We start from the raw sequence: 21,698 nt of genomic DNA, 5'->3' as shown, positions 1-21,698 counted from the left end.
TTGATTTTATGAGGACAACAACCGGAGACAGGAGGAAACCGATGGAGAAACATATACAACATACAACAACAGGCCATCCCACACAGTCCGGATTCAATATAGCTACAAGTCTCAGTGAAGTACTGGCATTCCCTTATCGTTCTTACTTATACTCGTACCCACACAAGACAGCCTATCGGGAGCTTGACCCACCACTGCCGTTAGGGCCACTGTGGGAACGAGAAAATACCGATACGTATTTTTTATATATGCATATTCCCTTTTGTGCTGCTCGTTGCGGATTCTGTAATCTGTTCACACTGCCGGATCGACGGGATGATACGCATGAACGCTATGTAGATGCGCTGGAACGTCAGGCGAAGCAGTGGGCACCTATTACATCTCGAAGACCGTATTCGCGGTTCGCGATTGGTGGGGGAACGCCTACATTATTAAATGAGGTTCAGTTGAATCGTCTGTTTGATATTGCTGAACATGTGATGGGGCTGGACCCTGCGCAAGCATCGATTTCGGTGGAAACGTCGCCGGATACCGTTACGGAAGCCAAGCTGGCCATCATGAAGGAACGAAGTGTGGATCGTGTCAGTATGGGTATCCAGAGTTTTATTGAAGCTGAAGCATCTGCCATCTATCGTCCACAAAAACCGCAGGAAGTTGAACGAGCGCTTGAGAAGCTTACTCGGTATGATTTCCCATTATTAAATCTGGATCTGATCTATGGTTTGCCGGGTCAAACGGTGGAATCGTGGATCTATTCATTGGAAAGAGTTCTGGCTTACGAACCGGGCGAAATTTTTATCTATCCCTTGTATACACGGGAAAATACAATCGTGAAGCCTGATGACATTCGCCGTCAGGGACCTGATATTCGGATGGAACTGTATAAAGCTGCACGTGAGACTTTAAAAAGTAAAGGTTATGTGCAATATTCGATGCGCAGATTTGCCAAGGAACAGTCGTCGTCCAAAGTGCTTCTGCCTTATAGTTGTCAGGAGGAGGGCATGGTTGGACTGGGATGTGGCGCACGATCTTATACGAGTGAAGTACATTATGCTTCCAAGTATGGCGTGAGTTACAAGGCTACACAGAGCATCATTGCCGATTATGTGGCAACCGAGCGCTACGATGTGGCGGATTATGGCATCGTGTTAAGCCGTGAGGAACAGAGACGTCGCTTTATTCTGAAAGCCTTGCTGCATCGGGAGGGATTGACACTGTCTGACTACCAACAGCGCTTTGGTACCGATGTGATGTCCGACTATGCCTGGTTGGCTGAACTGTTGACAGAGGGCATGGCGGAGTTGGAGAGTGATGAGGACAAGCAGGTGCTGCGTCTGACAGAAGAAGGACTAGGTTACTCCGATGCGATTGGAGATTGGCTTATATCTGCCGAAATTCGTGAACAGATGGAAGGGTTTGTTTTCTCATGAGAGCGACTTTGTATTATCGGGGGAAGCTGTCTTCCTGTAATTACGACTGTCCCTACTGTCCTTTTAGCAAAACCGTGGATTCCAAAGAGACGTTGGAAGTGGATGAACAACAATTGCGTCAATTTGTGAATTGGGTCAGGGAGCAAGAGAGTGCCGGGCATCAATTTTCGATTTTCTTCAATCCCTACGGTGAAGCTTTGGTGCGTCGTTGGTACCGGGAAGCGATGGTTGAGCTGTCACATATGCCACATGTGGATAAAGTTGCAATTCAAACCAACCTGTCCGTCAAGCTGGATTGGGCGAGGGAGCTGGATGCGAGCAAAGCAGCCTTTTGGGCTACGTATCATCCTCGTGAGACAAAAGAGGCTTCTTTTGTTAAACAATGTCTGACCTTGCGTCAGATGGGACTTGCTTTTAGTGTCGGTACTGTCGGACTCCGTAGTGCTTTCCCCTCAATTGAGTCCATGAGACAGGCTTTGCCGGATGATGTGTATATGTGGGTTAATGCCTTCAAAGATCGGCCCAAGTATTACACTCCAGAGGAAATTCAGTTTTTACGTGGGCTTGATCCGCTTTTTGAAGGTAATCTGCAGGATTATGAGAGCTTGGGCAAACGATGTGCTGCCGGTTCGGAAGTGTTTTATGTACAGGGGTCCGGGCATGTGAAGAGATGTTACAAGGATCGACGAATCATTGGACATCTATATCGCGATGGTTTGCAGGCTTTGGCTGAGGATCGGCCTTGTCGCATGAAAAAATGTGGCTGTTACATCGGTTATATCCATATGGAGGATTCCCCGTTCAGAGAAACGTTTGGCAGCGGGCTGCTTGAACGTAATCCGGTATTGATTCGTTGACCGGCATTTCATATTTAGCTATTCCACTGGGGAGCTGGAATAGGTTTATCCGTTTCTAAACCACATATCAGCGTAACTTCAAACGCATCTTTTAGTATAGGCAGGATCAGACCTTTGGTTTGGACTTGCCTTCTGGAAGGTGTTTTTTTGTTTTACCGGACTAGAGTTAGTGTTTGTGTTCTTTATTAAAAGGGCCTTGACAATTTTGAAAAATAATATTTTTAAGTTTATGATTCAAATTTTATATTTTATGGGTTAGTATGAATAGGAAAAAAGACCCTGTTACGAATAGTATTTGTACATATAATCGCGAATTATATTTTTAATTGGGTCTAAAGTCTCAATTTAATTGAAAGGAGGGTGGAGGTAGGAAGCATCATGCACGTTATCTGAACTTTCGGGGGAGTACACATGAAAAAAATCTCAATTAGCCGTAAATTACTTATGGGTTTCTCATCTGTGCTGTTATTATTGGTGGCTATAACGGTTATAACATATACGCAGTTTATAGCCGTTGAGAAAACGTATACAGAATTAATTAATGATAGAACAAGCAAACTATTACTCATTAAAAATATGTCGATTGATCTTAAATCACAGCAGATTGCTTTGAGAAATTATATTCTGGAAGACAGTGCGGAGAACGAACAGGCATTTAATAAAGCTTATGAAGATTACATAGCATTAAATGAAGATTTAAAATCATCAGTTTCAAGTTCAAAGATGAAAGATTACCTTTCACGATCGGATGAAGCGATGAGCCAATATTATGAACTTGCGCAGCAGATTATGACATTGACAAGACAGGGGAATAACAGTGAAATCTCAAGATTACTGAAGGATACAGCCCCAAGTCTGATCTCTGAATTTGAAGGCATTGTGGAAGGAATGGAAACGCATCAACAAGATGCCATGAACTCAGGCGTTGTGGAGGCTAATCTTCAGATTGTGCAGGTCCTTAGGTGGATTGCAATTATTGGAGTGGCTTCTCTTCTAATCGGGGCACTTGTGGCGTATGTCATTGGCAGAATGATATCCTTGCCTGTTGCTGCTATTGCCCAATCCGCGAGCCGGATTGCAGACGGAGATCTGACTGGTGAGCCTATTGTGGTCCGTAACAAGGATGAGATTGGTGATCTCGCCCAAGCCTTTAACATCATGTCTGCAAATTTGCGTACACTCATTCATCAGGTAGGAGACAGTGCAGAACGGGTAGCTGCCTCTTCAGAGGAGTTGACGGCAAGCACCGAACAGACAGCAACCGCCACAGAGCAAGTGGCCATCACAATGGGTGAGATTGCAACAGGTATGGATACACAGGTTCGAATGGCGAGTGATGGATTCCAGACGATGAATGAGTTAACGACAGGCTTTCAACAAGTTACGGAGAACACACTCCATATGTCTGAAGAAGCTACCAAAGTCTCCGTAAAAACAATATCGGGTAGCGAGTCAGTTCAGTCTGCGATAGGTCAAATGAATTCTATACAAGGGACGGTGTCGAATCTGTCGGTCGTGATCCAGGAACTGAGCAGACACTCTCAGGATATTGTGAAAATGGTGGACAGCATCTCGGAAATATCAGCACAGACGAATCTCCTATCCCTTAATGCTGCTATTGAGGCTGCACGAGCTGGCGAACAGGGAAGAGGGTTTCAGGTTGTTGCTACAGAGGTTCGGAAGCTGTCTGAGCAGTCTGCGCTTTCTGCTAATCAAATTGTTCCATTGGTGGCATCGATTGAGAAGGGAATGCGAAATGCTGCTGAATCTATGGTGGTTGTATCCGCAGAGGTTCAAGAGGGGATTACACTTGTTCACCAGGCGGGAGCCACATTTGATGAAATTCGTGAGGCGGTTGGGGGCGTAGCGGGGCAAACACAGGAAGTCTCTGCTTCAATTGAGCAAATGTCAACAGGGGTAGAACAGATTAATAGGTCTATGAAAACAATCATGGAAGTGACCGAAACGGGGGCCGCCGGAACAGAAGAAGTGAGTGCATCTTCTGAGGAGCAGTTGTCTGCGATGCAGGAGATTGCTTCCGCAGCCAATGATCTCTCCTTGATGGCAGAACAGTTGCAACAGACCGTCAGTCGTTTCAAAGTGCAATAAATCGAACTGAGTGGAATGTGGATGAAGAACGAGCGCATCCGTACAGAGATTCTTATAAAAAAGTAATAAAAGGGTGTCCAAACACAGTAGTTACTGTTTGGGCACCCTTAAATAATTCATCATGCTGAATCAATGCATAACATGATCTTAACGAATAGCGACTTTATATGTCCGCAACCAGGTATTGATCTGAGTCAGATAAGCAAATAACTGGGGACCAGACATGAGCTGCCCGAACCAGGGAAGATTGGAAGCTGCATCTGGTGAAGACGCAAGATTCCGGATCTGAGTTTTGTCGATCAAAGGCAAAATCGGCGAAGTGGGGTCATCCAGGATATCAAGTACCTGTTGTTTGACCGCGGCCAGATATTGTGGATTATGTGTTTTCGGGTACGGACTCTTTTTGCGATATAACACATCGTCAGGCAGGACACCTTCGAGTGCTTTACGCAGAATACCTTTTTCCCGTCCGCCCGTTATTTTCATTTCCCAAGGGATGTTAAACACATACTGGATCAGACGATGGTCACAGTAAGGTACCCGCACTTCCAGTCCTGCCCCCATGCTCATCCGGTCTTTGCGATCCAGAAGTGTTGGCATGAAACGTGTAATGTTCAGGTAGGACATCACCCGCATTTGTGCAGCTTTACCCGTTTCCCCGTCCAACAGAGGTACTTCAGCCACTGCATCCGAATAGCGGTCTGCCAAATAATCGAGTGGCCGAATCCATTCCCGAATATCCGGGGATAACAATGTTGCTCGCATATCAGGCGCTACAGACCACGGAAACGTACCGGAGTTCAGCATATCTTCTCGATGGAACCAGGGGTAACCGCCAAACACTTCATCCGCTGCTTCGCCTGAAATGGCAACGGTGGCCCCTTTTTTGATTTCTTTACAGAACAAATAGAGCGAGGAGTCTACATCTGCCATACCTGGCAGATCCCTGACTAACATGGCCTGTGTCAGTGCATGAATCAGTTCTCCGTTCTCAATCTCAATCCAGTGATGGTCGGTCTTGAGTTCATCCACCATTCGCTTAATCCAGGGTCCATCTGCACCCGGCTGAAAGGAATGCGCCTGGAAATGCTTGGCGTTATCCACATAATCGACAGAATACGTACTGATTTGGCCTTGCCCGGTTCGCTTGTAATAATCAACGGCTAATGCAGACAAGGCGCTGGAGTCCAGTCCTCCTGATAAAAGAGAGCATACTGGAACATCCGAAGCCAACTGGCGCTCCAGTGTATCTTGCAAGAGAGAGCGTACCTCTGCTGCCGTCTCTTCCAGGTTATGTTCGTGGTTCTGGCTTTCCAGTTTCCAGTAGGCATAGGTTCGGATACCGTTTCGGTTATAGATCAGCGCGTGCGCAGGCTTGAGTTCGCTTAGTGAAGAGTATACGCCGTGTCCTGGTGTCCGTGCAGGCCCTACGATAAACACTTCGGCCAATCCTTCCGGGCCAACAGCGGCTTCCACATCAGGGTGAATAAGCAGAGCTTTGGGCTCTGAACCAAATACGAGAGTGTCTTTGTTATTACTGTAGAACAGAGGTTTCACGCCAAGGCGATCTCGTGCGATAAAAACCTGTTCGCGTCCCCCATCCCATATGGCAAAAGCAAAAATACCGTTAAACCGGTCAACACATGCCGGTCCCCACTCAATATAAGAGGCGAGCAACACTTCCGTATCACATTGCGTGCGGAACTGATGCCCCCGCTGGAGCAATTCCTTTTTCAACTCGGGTGCATTGTATAGTTCTCCGTTATACACGACGGTATAGGAGGTATCTCCCTGTAACGCATGCATGGGCTGTGCGCCGTTCTCGGGGTCCATTACACTAAGACGCCGATGTCCAAAGGCACAAGGATTGGAGATCCATGTACCTGAAGCGTCGGGCCCCCGGTTCGACAAGCTATCCGTCATACGGACCAGCAACTCTGATTCCTGGGTCAAATCCCGATTCCACTGTATGAAGCCGGTAATACCGCACATGGTTTGTTCATCCTTTCTTGGTCGAGTCATTCATCCGTATGGCTGCTTAGTTACTGGCAACCAGCAAATGTTGTCTTTTCGTCAGAGGTCGTAACAAATATATGCCGAAAGCAGGCATAAAATGTCTGTCCTCTTCGGAAACTAGTTCTAGGGACAACGGCCTCAACATGCCTGTGAAGGAGAGAACATGCAATGGACAGTATGAAGTATTATGTGTCTGTCATGGGCCGCTCCGTTATTCCGGATCCGTCGGTAACATCATATGAATGGATCATTCAGGCAACGCCGCAGGAAGCGGAGCAATTACTGGGACTGCTGAGCCTCATGCAGGAAAAGGAGGAAGAGGCCTTTCCTGGCATGGTATTCCCATGGCCAGATACACCGGAGGAGTCCGTAAACCGAGCTTATGAAACGGTATTACAACAGGTGTATCGAGAGATTTACCGATTGGGCACACCAGAGACACGATACCAGATTGAACAAAGTACATGATAAGCACAAAGGAAAAGGAGCGCGATGACGAATGTATGCCATTCAAGATGCCAAAATACGCAGATTAACCGAGGTGGATGGATTGTCTTGTGCAGAGGTTGAAGTGCAACCTGGAAATGCCGGAGATCCATCGTTACTTGTATACGTGGCTTCAACACAGCCCGGAAATTCGCTGGAAGTTGTTCGGATTGTACGCAATCACTCCGATTCGGCGATCGACTGGTATAACAATAATATGCATACTGCGTTTGAAGAGGCGACAGATACCGCATTTGAGAACAGCGAAGGTATGACAGTAGAAGAAGATAAAGCTCGGTTTCAAAGTGAGTTGTTTTCCTTTGGTTTGCTTGGTCCAACACTTCAGCGTTATCTGATCGGGCAGGCTTAACAGGTAACGCTCCAGCAACACATGTGGCGATAGTGGGATAGAGTTCGATGTTGAGCTATATGTAGATGCGACCTGTTGCTGTTGCTGGTTGCTCTGACTGTATCTGTAACTGGAAAAACCCGCCGTTGTTGAACGGCGGGTTTTGTTATGCGATGGTCAGATCAGGTGGAGATGTGATCAAGCATACTCGCGCAGCACTTGAATCCCTTTAACCACATTGTACACAAAGCTTAATCCGTAAATCACAAAGAATAGAATGACAAACCCAACGGCGGAACCCAGACTATGCGCAGTCACGAAGAAATAAAATAACGGAATGGCAGCGAGAAAGGGGAATACATGTGAGAATAAGGCGCGTTTTGCATGTCCCTCAATGTAATCATCCTTGGCAACAATCCATATAATGATCGGAAACAAGAACGGGGCAAAGAAAATACTGAAATAGGATAGGGCTGATAAAAGCTGTCTCATGACGATTCTCTCCTTCAATGGATCATTGAAATGTATGTATGCAAAAGATTACCCAGCAATTCTGACATTGAAAATGTCTGATGTTAATCTTACTCTAAATGTCCCAATCTCCTCAATATAACCTGGTTCAAGCTATCATATTCTCAAAGGGACTGAAGTATGAGAATAACACTGAAAAGTACATTTATCGCCTTTGATTACGAATGATGCCTAGTGGCATCATCAACATCGAATATGGAATTCAGCCTAATAAGCATAAGCTTACGAAGTATGTTTCCTTCGGAAACATTGTAGTTGCTCACGTAGTTTGCCTACGCTCCGCTACTCCATTTCTAGCTTCATTCCATCTTCTCGGTACTGAAAACCGGAGTTTTTGAACCCGCATTTAAGTATAATTATTAATTTTTTTATAAAACTATTGAAAAATATAGAAATCAGAGTATAATAAGAACCGCGCCGAAAATTTATTATACATATTTGTCTCAGTAGCTCAGCTGGATAGAGCAACGCCCTTCTAAGGCGTCGGTCGGGGGTTCGAATCCCTCCTGGGACGTTAAAAAGAAGAAGCTTCCTTCGGGAAGCTTCTTCTTTTTCGTTCAAGGGAAGAGAACCCCCAATGGTTCGTCGGAGCATCCGCTTCGTTAGCCCTTTTATTGGTTATACCTATAAAAAATATAGAGTTTATATATTTAAAGAATAAACAATTCTGTGTCACAATGAGGATATCAATAACGAAAGCGACGGTGGTATCCATGAAATCATTAAATCAATGGCAACCAGATGAGTATGACAACAAACTGGCTTTTGTGTCCGGATACGGCAAAAATCTGATCTCTTGGCTTCAACCCCAAAAAGGGGAATACATTCTTGATCTGGGTTGTGGGACGGGGGATTTGACGCATGAAATTTCTCTGACTGGAGCTGAAGTTATTGGCATGGATGCATCGACGGACATGATTCGCCGTGCGAGGAAGAAATTCCCTGAACTTGAGTTCGTGGAAGGAGACGGTCATCAGTTTGAGACGAATAGACTATATGATGCCGTCTTCTCCAATGCAGCCCTGCACTGGATGCGAAGCCCGCGATTAGTGGTGGATAGTATATGGAAATCTTTGAAGCCCGGAGGGCGTTTTGTAGCAGAATTTGGTGGTAAAGGGAACGTGCAGACCATTGTGAATGCATTAGAGCAGGTTATGGAGCGAAACACGGGCATTCGTGCATCGGAACGCAATCCTTGGTACTTTCCTTCGATCGGAGAATATAGCCATATTTTAGAGCAAAGTGGATTTATGGTGCGTCATGCCTATCACTATGACCGTCCTACCAGACTGGCAGATGGTGAGCAGGGTATAGTAGGCTGGTTGGCTCATTTTGGAGGCGACTATTTTGCCGGTCTCAGTCATGAAGAGATACAACAAATATGCCATGAAACCAGTCAGATCGTGATGTCTCACCTTTGGAAAGATGATGCGATGTATGCCGATTACAAGCGCCTGCGTATTGAAGCCGTGAAGCCAGAATAAAGTGAAATTTCGCGATACGTAGCAATTTTATCGATGTTAGACGAACTATCACGATCCTTTGTATACTAACCACGCTTCCCCTATACACCAAGAGCCTCTTTTGGATAAAGAGGCTCTTGGTCTTTTTTGATGCATTATTTCAAAAATGAAATATTCAAACGACAAATAATTACAAATGGATATTTTTATCATACTGAAGACCCATATAAGTAATTTCTATATCATATTTGTAATTATTTAGAAGGAAAATGTGGTATTTTGATAGAATAATTTACCAAGGGTCAATCTTCTTGCAGATAGGCGGTGAAATTGGAGTGTGTATTGCAGTACGCACAAACAGCAGGAACCCATCATTTGGTGACGTATTCACATTTAAAAGGAGGGGCAAAGCCTTGAGTAAACGATTGATATCCACGTTATTAAGTGTTCTGATGGTCTTTTCCATTATTCTCCCCGCGGCTGGAGCCGCTCCCGCAGATTCAGTTATTCAGCTTGACAACTTACCCAGTACAGCCGAAGCCAAGCAATGGAGAGAGATTCTTGCAGGACGGGAAGCAAAACTTGCAGCAGATCCATTTTTGGATAAAAGCTTGGAAGGTCTGGGTGGAGAGAACACCCGAGTAATCGTTGAGCTTTCCAATAAACCTGTTGCAGTAGCGCAAGGTGAATCAACCCTCTCCGGAAAATCTTTTACCTCCTCTATGGAAACAAAGGCTGTGACTCAAGTTGAGCAACAACAACAGTCATTTGTACATAGCCTCACTCAGAAGAAAATCAAACATGAAGTATTGGAAGAATATGCATATGCCCTGAATGGTGTAGCGATTGAGCTTAAAGGAAACCAGGTGGGACAATTGCTTCAAATACCTGGCGTGGTCAGCGTATATCCTGACCTTGAAGTTACAATAGCGCCAGAGACAGATGAAGTGAACCCGTACATGAAAGACACAGCGCCTTTTATTGGTGCACCTGAAGTATGGGATCTGGGTTACAAAGGAAATGGCATCAAAGTGGGTGTCATCGATACAGGGATTGACTATGAACATCCTAATTTGCAGGAAGCTTACAAAGGCGGATGGGACTTTGTTGGAAACGACAATGATCCGTATGAAACAACATATCAAGAATGGAAAGGATCGGGCGAGCCTGAGCTTAACGAGCTTGGAAGCCCCTATTACACATCTCACGGTACGCACGTAGCGGGTACCGTTGCTGCTCGCGAAGCAGGGGACTACGGTATTGTTGGTGTGGCTCCTGAAGCAGATATCTATGCTTACCGTGTACTTGGACCGTATGGTAGTGGTCAAACCTCATGGGTACTCGGCGGAATTGATCGTTCTGTTCAAGATGGCATGGACGTAATCAATCTCTCGTTAGGTAACGCCGCCAACGACCCGAGTTATATCACTTCGGTTGCCCTGAACAATGCGATGTTGTCTGGTGTGACAGCGGTTGTGGCAAGTGGTAACAGTGGACCTAACCGTTATACACTCGGTTCTCCGGGTGCGTCTGCAATGGCCATTACGGTAGGTAACTCTACAGGACCTAGCCAGCTGATTACAGCCGATACTCACTTCTGGATTGGTGAGGAAGGCGAAGAGGCACAACCTGAACAACAACCGGTGCCAGAGGTTGAACAATCTCCTGAACTGGGTACGGCACCTGGAACAGAAGCACCAGAAGTTTCAGAGCAAGGTGTACCTGCAACTACTGATGAGGAAAGTGCAGCGGCTGTGGAGGACACAGTTTCTAACGAAGCTGAAGATCTGAATGTAGAAGAAGCTACAACGGAAGAAAATACTCCATCTGCATCACCTTCTGCACCCGTTGAAGCTTCTCCTGAAGCTGCTCCTGTGGAAGAAGAGTCTGTAATTGCTCCGACTGAAGCTCCACTGGCTATTACAGAGTCGGTTTACCGTCTGGATCTGATGGGATGGAGCCTGTCGGCAGACCCTGAAACTGTTTTGACAGGGAAATATGAGCTTGAATATGCAGCACTGGGTAAGCCAACTGATTTTGAAGGTAAGGATTTTACAGGTAAAGTGGCATTAATACAGCGTGGTGAAATCGCATTTGTAGAGAAAATCGCCAATGCCAAAGCAGCTGGAGCCGTGGCTGTTATTGTATATAACAACATTCCGGGTCCAATCGGTGTAAGTCTGGGCGATAACTTTGAACTCATTCCAACACTGAGCATGTCCAAGGAAGATGGAGATGTGATCAAGGCTGAGCTGGACGCAGGCCAAGCCGTTGAAGTGAGCTTTAGTGATTTTGAACGTTCACAAACTCCGGGCGATGAAATGAGCTCATCCAGTTCACGTGGACCTGCAAAGGTAACACTGGACATCAAACCGGATATTGTTGCACCAGGTACAAGCATTTTGTCTACGATTCCTGCCTACGGCAAGGATGAGCCAGACGCAGATTACGCACAAGCTTATGATCGTAAATCAGGTACAAGTATGGCTACACCTCATGTAGCAGGTTTGATTGCTTTGCTGATCGAGAAGCATCCGGAATGGACTCCATTTGATATCAAAGTTGCACTGATGAACAATAGTAAAGTGCTGGATACAACCAAGTTTGATGTATTTGATCAAGGTGCTGGCCGTATTCAGGCTGTTAATACCATTGATCCTGCGGCTTTTGTCAAAGTGCTTGATGTAACTCAATACACAGAAAGTGGCTCTGTTGTTGAAAAGGAGAATATCACCGGAAGTATCAACTACGGTAATTTCCTGAGCACAGATGAAAAGACGATTACCAAAACAATTAAAGTTGAAGCGCTGAATGGTAGTGGCGGGGATTACACCGTAAATGTGAATCCAACTCGTAATGTCGCTGGTGTATCCGTTGCGGTGGACAAGAGTTCCTTCACACTGAATGGTGAGGAAGAACTTGCAGTGACAATCACCGTTCCGCGTGGGGTTACTGCGACTACAGAAGCACAAGGATACATTGAGTTCTCGAACGGAACCAATACTTTTACTGTGCCATATGTTGCTCATTTCAACGTTACGTTGAGTGGGGTTAAATATATTGAAACCGTAAAAGGCACTGAGAAAAATCCATTCCACTATCCATTGAAGGCTGATGGTACATTGGATACGCTGAATGTTGCGATGGAATTCTATAATCCGATGACATTTGCCCTGATTGAGATCTATGATGGTCTTAATCCGGAAGGTGGATATTATCAAGATGGTTATATCGGCTCCATCTTTGGTAACTATTTTAACTTCAATGCCAATGCAAGATACAACCTTGCTTGGGACGGCTCATATGCAGACTACACAACCGATGAAGTGACTGAGATTCCGGATGGTTTATATACGGTAGACATCACTACTATTGGTACGGACGGCAAAACCTATAAGGAAGACACTTCGCCATTTTTGGTGAAAAAGACAGCTCCAGCTGTAACTGCACCAGAAGCGTTGGAGTTCAAAGAGGATGAGTCTGCTGTCCTTAACGGTAGCGTGGAAGACTTGTACTTCCGTGTAGCTCCTGCGCTTGCCAGCGGATGGGACATCACGTTTGATCCGGCCGCTTCTCTGGAAGCAACGTATGTTGTGAAAAAAGAGGATGGATCAGTTTATAAAGAAGGAGTCTTTGAAGTACAAGCTGATGGCAGCATCAGCCTTCCTTTGGAGGGAATTGAAGCAGGCGAGTATGCTGTTGAACTTACGGTAAAAGACCAACAGGGGCTTTCGGGTACAGCCAATACGGCACTGAAATTGGAAGCCGTGGAGACCGAACCTGAAACTCCGGCAACCAAGGCCCCAGGTACGCCTGTATTGTCTCACAATAACTGGGTAGGCAACGGCCTACCAGAGGGCGCGTATATCGTTACAATGAACCTGTGGTGGGGTGAGAACGCAACTAGCTACAAGTTATATGAGGACGGGGTTTTGGTAGATACGCAGAAGTTGACTTACAACGCGCCTTGGGCGCAGTTTGCTCAGACGAAGATCACGGGCAAAGCCAACGGCACGTATACGTACGTGGCTGAGCTGACCAACGACAAGGGAACAACGCGTAGTCAGACGTTGACTGTTCAGGTTACCAACGCAACGCCAGGCAAAGCGGTTCTTTCTCACGATAACTGGGATGGCGATGGCAATTATAAGGTGTCTATGAACCTGTGGTGGGGGACCAACGCTACAGAGTATCGTCTCTATGAAAATGATAAGTTGATCGATACGCAAGAACTCCGTTCGGCTACACCTTATGCGCAAAGTGCTGTGACTACACTGTCTGGGAAAACATCGGGCACGTATACGTATCGGGCAGAGTTAATTAACGCAGGCGGTGTTACCAGCACAGACACGATTAAGGTAAAAGTGAAGTAAGTTCATTCCTCATTGAAATTGATTAAAATGGATTCAATTAATGAAGGAATTGTTCTATGCAAAAACGGCCTCCATCCTGATTCGCAGGATGGAGGCCGTTTTGTTTTTTTTGTAAATGAATTATATGACTAACCGATCATCCTATTTTTGCTGGCTTGAATCCCTGCGATTAGCAAAGCGATGGCCAGAATGACCTGTATTAGCAACGGCAGGGTCCATCCTTTTGTCCAGTCATGAAGCATACCGAACAGTAAAGGTCCAACTGCCGCTAGCATATATCCGAAGGACTGGGCCATACCGGACAGGCTGGCAGCTTGTCTGGCATCTTTTGTGCGAAGGACGAAGAACATCGTTACCATTCCAAATGAAGCTCCAGCGCCTATTCCTGCCAACGTGACACCGATGGTAACGAGCGAAGCGATACCACTTAACAATAAAGCATACCCGACAATTAAAGAAGAGCACGTTATCGCGGTTAGAACACGCTGATCTCGCGTTCGGCCGGCGAGGATTGGAACGATAAAGGTAGCCGGTACACTAACCATCTGCATTAGGGATAGCATCCACCCTGCTGAGGTGGGGCTGAATCCTTGCTCAGCAAGAATTTCGGGAAGCCAGGTAATCGTTGTATAGAATATTAGAGATTGCAGACCCATAAATAAAGTAATGAACCAGGCCAGGGAAGAGGTCCGTAGACGTACAGGCGTCCCTTCACTCTGTGTGGCTATGAATAACATTCGCTGACGTCCTGCGGCGATCTGGGGGAGCCACAAGAGAAGCGCCAATATGGACAACAGGGCCCACATGCCTAACGAAGCACGCCAACCCATAGATGTGGCTCCTGCTAGGGGCACACTCACACCTGAGGCGATGGCGCCAAATATATTCATGGATACAGAGTATAATCCGGTGACGATACCTACCCGCAATGGAAAATCACGTTTGATCAAACTTGGCAAAAGCACGTTGCTTAATGCAATGCCGCACCCCAAAATTGCGGTTCCTGCATATAAGGAGAGAACGGAAGGCAACAAGCGTAATGCCACCCCAATGGTTACGATCATAACAGCCAATAGCAGAGCAGATTCGAGTCCTAACCGCTTGGCAAGACGTGGTGCAAAAGGAGAGACTGCTGCAAAGGCGAGCAAAGGAAGTGAGGTCAGAAGCCCGACCATTGAATGGCCGATACCTGTATCTGAGCGGATCATCTCCACAACGGGACCCGTTGCAGTGATCGGTGACCTCATGGTAGCGGCGATGACGATAATGCCTGCTAACAACAGGCCGAATCTTTTGGATGTCGAAGAATGTTCTTCCTCGGTATGGATAGATGAGTGTTGCTGTATTGAAGATGACATTGATAAAATCTCCTGTTTCCTAAGAAGTTAATATGTATGGATTGTTACATTACCCACTCCGTAAGCATAACATTCTATGTCAATGTTGAGCAATGAAATGAAAAAACACCCAATGGACTTTGGGTGTCTTGACTAGCCTGTGAACTTTAACGAATCCACGAGGTCTTATAATGGGTAAAACCGCTATTTTCAGATTCTAACGAACCTCAGCGACGTTAATCAGGCTACGAAGTGCGAATAAGTGAGTTAATACCCCAGAATGGTGAAATAAGTTCTCTAAGATTCGTTAGAATTCCACAATGCTGAATTTGGAGCAAATAAAGTGTCCTGTGTTCGTTAGAACATCGATACTTCAACGTGTTGCTTATAGAATGAGCAAATACGGATGCTCCAATGCAACGACATAGAGCATGTAACGAAGCGAATGCTCCGACAAACCGTTGGGGTTTTCATCCCCAGAACACAAAAAAAGCTTCCCGAAGGAAGCTTCTTTTTAATACGTCCCAGGAGGGATTCGAACCCCCGACCGACGCCTTAGAAGGGCGTTGCTCTATCCAGCTGAGCTACTGAGACATGAATTTTTTCAAGCAAAATTGATTTTATCATATGCATACAGGAATATCAAGCATTTTATTTTAAACTATTTTTCGTATATGATATTTGGCGGCAGTAACGTTTTTTTCATTATATTTAAGGTTATGTTAGAATATCAGGAGAACTCAGAAAATAGATCAACAATCGTTTTAATATATACATCTATTTATGTTGATTCCGACTGGAGATTCAGGATATAGAGGAGGTGCTCCCATTAAGGAATCCACGACCCCGGAAACCGAGCATAACAACAATATTGTGCTGTTTCCTAAGACGCTGGACTATTACCAGATTCAATTGACAGTTATGCTTGAAAATGAACGGTATGGTGAAGCGATGAAATTGCTTCACTTTTTGTTGCAATGTCAGGGACAGGAAGAGCGCCATTATGATGAATGGCGGGCTCTGCTCGAATGGCTTCAGGCTGCGTTTCCTCAATATGAAGAAACCTCGCCTGCCGTTCTTGGAGAACGAGAAGAGGAAGAAGAGATTAGTGAGGAAGACATGGCACGGCAGCATGCCCGAATGAAGCTTGAACAGGATGATGGTTATGCAGATAAGATGCTTCGCACAGTAATGGAGGAGCCGCTGTCTGAACAGACGATGCTGGCTTTGGAGCAGCTGGCCTATCTTGATCTACCGAAGATTGACGAGGCACTTACGAGTTGGTTAAAAGATAAGTCGCTTCACCCACTGCTTCAATTTCGGGTGTTGCAAACCTTGCGTCGACGAGGTGTTCAAGGTATGATCCTGTTTACGAGAGGCGAAGAGCAGGTTGAAGTCGAGATCGACACCGTGCCTCTTAGACCAGAGGAATTCCCGCTCCAAATCGTTCAGATTCTGGAACGAGTGGCAGATCAGACGGAGGTTCATGAACCTACGCTCTTTTATTTTGCCCAAGAACTGTGGATACAATATGTCATGGCGGTGTATGGAACCCGTGATTATGTATCGATGCTGGAAGAAAATGATCCCATGACAGATATATGGGCAGCAGCTCTACATATGACCGTTGCAGACAGTCTGGGTGGTTCGCATGATGAGGAAAATACCCGCTCAATGTATGCTGTGACAGGCGCGATGCGCTTTCGACTGGAACAGGCTTATCGTTCTATGAAACAGTTTGTATCTGCCGGTTTGGATGGTTAATCGAGGCCGGAAACGTTTTCCTTAAACTGTATCAAGGGATTCCCCTTGAAAAAGAATCTAATCTTGTTTATACTAAAATGGTTATTTTGTACGTGATTGCCTACGTGAACATGTGAATTTTGGAGGGGAAAGTATACAATGAAAGCAACTTGGGAAAAGATAGAGAAGAACCTTGGGGTTCTTGAGGTTGAAGTGGATGCAGATCGTGTAACTGCAGCACTCGACAAAGCTTTTAATAAAGTGGTTAAACAAGCAAACGTACCTGGATTCCGTAAAGGTAAAGTACCACGTTCCATCTTCGAAGCACGTTTTGGTGTAGAGAGCCTTTATCAAGAAGCAATCGACATTTTGCTTCCTGAAGCTTATACAGAAGCAATCGACCAAACGGATATCTTCCCGGTTGATCTTCCTGACGTAGATGTTGAACAATTCGCTAAAGGACAAACATTCAAGTTCAAAGCAAAAGTAACTGTGAAACCTGAAGTTACTCTTGGTGAGTACAAAGGAATCGAAGTTGCTGTAGCAAAAGGTGAAGTAACTGACGCAGAAGTGACTGAAGAACTTGAGCGTCTTCAACAACGTCACGCTGAACTCGTTGTAATTGACGAAGGTTCCGCTGCTAACGGCGACGTTGCAGTAATCGACTTCGACGGTTCCGTTGATGGTGTACCTTTCGAAGGTGGACAAGCTGAGCGTTATTCCCTGGAACTGGGTTCCAACACATTCATTCCTGGATTTGAAGAACAAGTTGTGGGTCTGTCCACAGGCGACTTCAAAGACGTAGAAGTGACTTTCCCAGAGAGCTACCATGCAGCAGAACTTGCTGGCAAACAAGCGGTATTCAAAGTGAAAATTCACGAAATCAAACGCAAACAACTTCCTGCATTGGATGATGAGTTTGCTAAAGATGTTAGCGAATTCGACACACTTGAAGAGTACAAAGCTGATCTGAAAACACAATTGGAATCCCGTAAAGCTGACGAAGCCAAAGCTGCACAAGAAAATGCAGTTGTAGAAAAAGTGGCTGAGAACGCTGAAGTGGACATTCCTTCTGCAATGGTAGAGAGCGAAGTACAAAACATGATGCGTGATTTCGACAACCGTCTTCGCAACCAAGGGATGAACCTTGAAATGTTCCTGAGCTTCTCTGGCCAGACACAAGCTGACCTGAGAGGACAAATGCAAGAAGATGCTTCCAAACGTGTTCGCAATAACCTGGTGCTTGAAGCTGTAGGTAAAGCGGAAAACATTGAAGTGTCTGATGAAGAAGTGAATCAAGAACTCGAAAAAATGGCTGAATCTTACAAGCGTCCTGCTGATGAGATCCGTGGCATCCTCGAGGGTAATGGTTCCCTGGACAGCCTTCGTGATGAAGTAAAACTGCGTAAAACGATTGACGTTCTCCTTGAGAACAGCACAGTTGTTGAACCGGTTGAAGCTCCAGCTGAAGAAGTTGTTGCAGAAGCTGACGAAAAATAAGACAAGCTGTTATCAACTTGTCAGTTGAATAAACGATAAGGCACGTGAATTATTGCGTGCCTTATTTTTAAATTATGACATCCATTTTATAGAAAATGAAGTAATTATATGGATGAACACTATTTTTATTGATCCGCGTACACTTTTTACATACCTATGTACTTCATGCAAATAAAAAACGGCAAGACGGCATAGGATGGCTTCAATTTGCACATACATAGAAAACATGGTTAAATATGATCAGGCTAAAAAAGTAAACAAATTGATGTCTCACCCCTCTTGTGAAAAATGACATTGTCACAGGAAAGTGTTAGAATGAATTTGGGTTTGCTTTACAGGTGGCCTATGTCTAATTACATGTAGAAAAGAGGTTGGTCTCATGAGTCTGGTGCCAATGGTTATAGAACAAACCAATCGAGGCGAGCGGTCTTACGATATATATTCACGTTTGCTGAAAGATCGCATTATCTTTCTAACCAGTGCGATTGATGACGATGTAGCCAATCTTGTCATAGCACAGCTTTTGTTTTTGGCAGCCGACGATCCTGAGAAGGATATCAGCTTGTACATTAACTCACCTGGTGGTTCTGTCACCGCAGGGATGGGTATATACGATACGATGCAATTTATCAAGCCGGATGTATCTACCATTTGCGTAGGGATGGCAGCAAGCATGGGCTCGTTATTGCTGACAGCCGGTGCACCTGGCAAGAGATATGCGCTGACAAATAGCGAAGTAATGATTCATCAGCCGCTTGGCGGCATTCAAGGACAGGCTGCGGATATTAAGATACACGCAGAATGGATTATTAAAACACGTCAGAAACTGAATCAAATATACGTCGATCGTACGGGTCAGCCTCTTGAGAAAATTGAGCGGGATACCGACCGTGACTTCTTCATGAGCGCTGAAGAAGCTAAGACGTACGGCATTATTGACCAGGTGCTCAGTAGACCGATCAATTCCTAAAGGGGTGGTTTCATGTTTAAATTTAACGATGAGAAAGGGCAGTTGAAGTGCTCTTTTTGCGGTAAATCTCAGGAGCAGGTACGCAAGTTGGTCGCTGGACCAGGCGTGTACATCTGTGATGAATGTATCGAACTTTGCACCGAAATCGTTGAGGAAGAACTTGGTCATGATGAAGAAGTAGACCTGAAAGATATTCCGAAACCAAAAGAAATTCGTAATATCCTGGATCAATATGTTATTGGACAGGAACAAGCGAAAAAATCATTGTCTGTTGCGGTGTATAATCACTACAAACGGATCAACACACAAAGCAAGATCGAAGACGTTGAATTGTCAAAGAGTAACATTTTGCTGTTAGGACCAACAGGTTCTGGTAAAACGTTGCTTGCGCAAACGATGGCAAAAATTTTGAACGTTCCTTTTGCTATTGCGGATGCTACGTCATTAACAGAAGCGGGTTATGTAGGTGAGGATGTAGAGAACATCCTGCTCAAACTGATTCAAGCTGCTGATTATGATGTGGAAAAAGCAGAGCGTGGCATTATTTATATCGATGAGATTGATAAAGTAGCGCGTAAATCCGAAAACCCATCCATTACTCGTGATGTATCGGGCGAAGGTGTGCAACAGGCTCTCTTGAAAATTCTTGAAGGAACTGTGGCTTCTGTACCACCACAAGGTGGTCGTAAACACCCTCATCAAGAATTCATTCAGATCGATACAACAAACATCCTGTTCATTTGCGGCGGTGCCTTTGATGGTCTGGAGCAAATGATCAAACGCCGGATCGGTAAAAAAGTCATTGGCTTTAATACCGTTTCTGAGCAAAAAGATCTGAAACCAGGTGAATACCTGGGTATGGTATTGCCGGAAGATTTGCTGAAATTTGGTCTGATTCCGGAATTTGTAGGCCGTCTGCCAGTCATCTCCACTTTGGAGCCGCTGGATGAAGATACGCTGGTACGGATCCTTTCCGAACCAAAAAACGCGCTTACCAAACAGTACCAAAAACTGCTTGAGCTGGATAATGTGAATCTGGTCTTTGAACCAGCTGCATTGCTTGCGATTGCAAAAGAAGCAATTAAACGTAACACAGGTGCACGTGGATTGCGTGCCATCATTGAAGGTATCATGCTGGAAATCATGTATGAAGTGCCTTCACGTGAAGATGTTACGAACTGTGTCATTACCGAAGAAGTTGTTGAGAAAAGAGTCGTGCCTGAACTAAGCCAATCGAAGGACGATAAGCAGGAAGAGAGCGCCTAATAAAAGGCCTGAATCCCGTTGAACTCTGAAATATAGACTTGTCAGTTCTCCACTTTGGCAGAAGGCGAATTCTTGTCTCTGTCAGGGTGGAGCTTTGACGTTGTGGGGAGAGAAATCACTCATGTATTTAAGACAGGATACACGTCCCGTGAAAGTGGGAAACGTAACGATCGGTGGCAGTAACGAAGTCATTATCCAAAGTATGTGTACAACCAAAACGGCAGACGTTGAAGCAACGGTTGCAGAGATTCTGCGACTGGAAGAAGCGGGCTGTCAAGTGGTACGTGTAACGGTGAATAATGAGGAAGCTGCCGCAGCCATCAAGGAAATCAAAAAACGCATTAATATACCGCTCGTAGCGGACATTCATTTCAACTATAAGCTGGCTTTACTTGCGATTGAGAACGGCATCGATAAAGTTCGGATTAATCCAGGTAACATCGGTAAACGTGCAAAAGTGGAAGAAGTGGTTAAGGCTTGTAAAGACCGCGGCATTCCGATTCGGATTGGAGTAAATGCGGGTTCTTTGGAAAACCATCTCCTTGAGAAGTATGGGTATCCTACGGCAGATGCTATGGTAGAAAGTGCATTGTATCACATTGGTATTTTGGAAGAGCTTGATTTCCATGATATCATCGTGTCTCTCAAAGCATCAGATGTGCCGATGGCAATTGAGGCGTATACCAAAGCAGCTCAAATCATTCCGTATCCGTTGCATCTCGGGATTACCGAAGCAGGTACACTGTTCTCCGGTACAATCAAAAGCTCCGCAGGTATGGGAGCTCTATTGTCCATGGGTATTGGTTCAACGATGCGGATCTCACTGAGTGCGGACCCGGTAGAAGAAATTAAGGTCGCTCGTGATCTGCTCAAAACATTTGGACTGATTACAAATGCAGCCACATTGATCTCCTGCCCAACGTGTGGACGTTTGGACATCGACCTGTTCTCCATTGCCAACGAAGTGGAAGAGTATATCTCCAAACTGAAGGTGCCGATTAAAGTATCGGTGTTGGGTTGTGCGGTTAATGGTCCAGGTGAGGCCAAAGAAGCGGATATCGGAATTGCCGGTGCTCGTGGAGAAGGTCTCTTATTCCGTCATGGTAAGATGATTCGTAAAGTGCCTGAAGAAATCATGGTTGAGGAATTAAAAAAAGAGATCGACAAAATCGTTGAAGCCTACGAAGAGACAGGTGTTATTCCTGGTCGTTCGCACTGATTGATTCATATCTTGTTACAGCAAAAGCTCGCCAGCGATGGCGGGCTTT

General features: G+C 45.3%; 15 protein-coding genes and 2 tRNA genes. 13 read left to right on the top strand and 4 right to left on the bottom strand.

What is annotated here, in order from left to right:
• Positions 1-41 precede the first annotated feature (41 nt).
• The 3 genes from MHI52_RS24640 (at position 42) to MHI52_RS24630 (ending at position 4,396) form a co-directional block, all read left to right on the top strand.
• A complete protein-coding gene (locus MHI52_RS24640) occupies positions 42-1,430 on the top strand; it encodes an STM4012 family radical SAM protein (protein ID WP_405157810.1) in 1,389 nt (462 codons plus the stop codon).
• The gene (locus MHI52_RS24635) at positions 1,427-2,287 is read left to right on the top strand and encodes an STM4011 family radical SAM protein (RefSeq protein WP_253502920.1); all 861 of its coding nucleotides are present in this window, start codon (positions 1,427-1,429) and stop codon (positions 2,285-2,287) included. The genes MHI52_RS24640 and MHI52_RS24635 overlap by 4 nt, the downstream gene beginning before the upstream one ends.
• 411 nt (positions 2,288-2,698) lie before the next feature.
• On the top strand, positions 2,699-4,396 hold the full coding sequence (locus tag MHI52_RS24630; protein WP_036673520.1) for a methyl-accepting chemotaxis protein: 1,698 nt from the start codon (positions 2,699-2,701) through the stop codon (positions 4,394-4,396).
• 147 nt (positions 4,397-4,543) lie between these two features.
• Here the strand turns inward: MHI52_RS24630 and asnB are convergent, their stop codons facing one another.
• Positions 4,544-6,388, bottom strand: coding sequence for an asparagine synthase (glutamine-hydrolyzing) (asnB, locus tag MHI52_RS24625; protein ID WP_405157809.1), 1,845 nt, complete (start codon positions 6,386-6,388; stop codon positions 4,544-4,546).
• Positions 6,389-6,580: 192 nt separating this feature from the next.
• Here asnB and MHI52_RS24620 point away from each other — a divergent pair, with 192 nt between their 5' ends.
• Positions 6,581-6,880: a hypothetical protein gene (locus tag MHI52_RS24620; RefSeq protein ID WP_017692581.1), complete on the top strand. Its 300-nt coding sequence runs from the start codon at positions 6,581-6,583 to the stop codon at positions 6,878-6,880.
• Between the two features lie 31 nt (positions 6,881-6,911).
• Complete coding sequence (locus MHI52_RS24615) at positions 6,912-7,268, top strand: hypothetical protein (protein WP_036605881.1); 357 nt, start codon at positions 6,912-6,914, stop codon at positions 7,266-7,268.
• A gap of 177 nt (positions 7,269-7,445) precedes the next feature.
• On the opposite strand, the gene MHI52_RS24610 is transcribed toward MHI52_RS24615, so the two are convergent.
• Positions 7,446-7,739: a DUF4870 domain-containing protein gene (locus MHI52_RS24610; RefSeq protein WP_017692583.1), complete on the bottom strand. Its 294-nt coding sequence runs from the start codon at positions 7,737-7,739 to the stop codon at positions 7,446-7,448.
• A 479-nt stretch (positions 7,740-8,218) separates the two neighbouring features.
• Here MHI52_RS24610 and MHI52_RS24605 point away from each other — a divergent pair.
• The 3 genes from MHI52_RS24605 to MHI52_RS24595 all read left to right on the top strand — a co-directional run bounded on the left by MHI52_RS24605 (position 8,219) and on the right by MHI52_RS24595 (position 13,614).
• Positions 8,219-8,292 (top strand) — tRNA-Arg (locus tag MHI52_RS24605).
• A 199-nt stretch (positions 8,293-8,491) separates the two neighbouring features.
• The gene (locus MHI52_RS24600) at positions 8,492-9,262 is read left to right on the top strand and encodes a methyltransferase domain-containing protein (protein ID WP_340984354.1); all 771 of its coding nucleotides are present in this window, start codon (positions 8,492-8,494) and stop codon (positions 9,260-9,262) included.
• Between the two features lie 392 nt (positions 9,263-9,654).
• Positions 9,655-13,614, top strand: a complete 3,960-nt coding sequence (locus MHI52_RS24595; RefSeq protein ID WP_340984355.1) for a S8 family serine peptidase — start codon at positions 9,655-9,657, stop codon at positions 13,612-13,614.
• 128 nt (positions 13,615-13,742) lie between these two features.
• On the opposite strand, the gene MHI52_RS24590 is transcribed toward MHI52_RS24595, so the two are convergent.
• Positions 13,743-14,972, bottom strand: a complete 1,230-nt coding sequence (locus MHI52_RS24590) for an MFS transporter (RefSeq protein WP_340984357.1) — start codon at positions 14,970-14,972, stop codon at positions 13,743-13,745.
• Positions 14,973-15,471: 499 nt separating this feature from the next.
• Positions 15,472-15,545, bottom strand: a tRNA-Arg gene (locus MHI52_RS24585).
• 189 nt (positions 15,546-15,734) lie between these two features.
• Here MHI52_RS24585 and MHI52_RS24580 point away from each other — a divergent pair.
• The 5 genes from MHI52_RS24580 (at position 15,735) to ispG (ending at position 21,649) form a co-directional block, all read left to right on the top strand.
• Complete coding sequence (locus tag MHI52_RS24580; protein ID WP_405157808.1) at positions 15,735-16,715, top strand: hypothetical protein; 981 nt, start codon at positions 15,735-15,737, stop codon at positions 16,713-16,715.
• A gap of 138 nt (positions 16,716-16,853) precedes the next feature.
• Entirely contained in the window at positions 16,854-18,194 is a 1,341-nt protein-coding gene (gene tig, locus MHI52_RS24575) for a trigger factor (RefSeq protein WP_405157807.1), read from the top strand.
• A 379-nt stretch (positions 18,195-18,573) separates the two neighbouring features.
• Positions 18,574-19,164 carry an ATP-dependent Clp endopeptidase proteolytic subunit ClpP gene (gene clpP, locus MHI52_RS24570; RefSeq protein ID WP_036605886.1) on the top strand — a complete coding sequence of 197 codons (591 nt, stop codon included), beginning with the start codon at positions 18,574-18,576 and terminating at the stop codon, positions 19,162-19,164.
• Between the two features lie 12 nt (positions 19,165-19,176).
• Positions 19,177-20,430, top strand: a complete 1,254-nt coding sequence (gene clpX, locus MHI52_RS24565) for an ATP-dependent protease ATP-binding subunit ClpX (protein WP_036605887.1) — start codon at positions 19,177-19,179, stop codon at positions 20,428-20,430.
• A gap of 121 nt (positions 20,431-20,551) precedes the next feature.
• Positions 20,552-21,649 (top strand): flavodoxin-dependent (E)-4-hydroxy-3-methylbut-2-enyl-diphosphate synthase, encoded by a 1,098-nt coding sequence (gene ispG, locus MHI52_RS24560; RefSeq protein WP_017692591.1) that lies wholly within the window; start codon positions 20,552-20,554, stop codon positions 21,647-21,649.
• Positions 21,650-21,698: the final 49 nt, after the last annotated feature.

The organism is Paenibacillus sp. FSL H8-0283 (assembly GCF_045040675.1).
In the GTDB taxonomy this organism is placed as follows: domain Bacteria; phylum Bacillota; class Bacilli; order Paenibacillales; family Paenibacillaceae; genus Paenibacillus; species Paenibacillus amylolyticus.
Note: the sequence above shows the minus strand (reverse complement) of the source record. Positions and strands in the feature narration are given on the sequence as shown.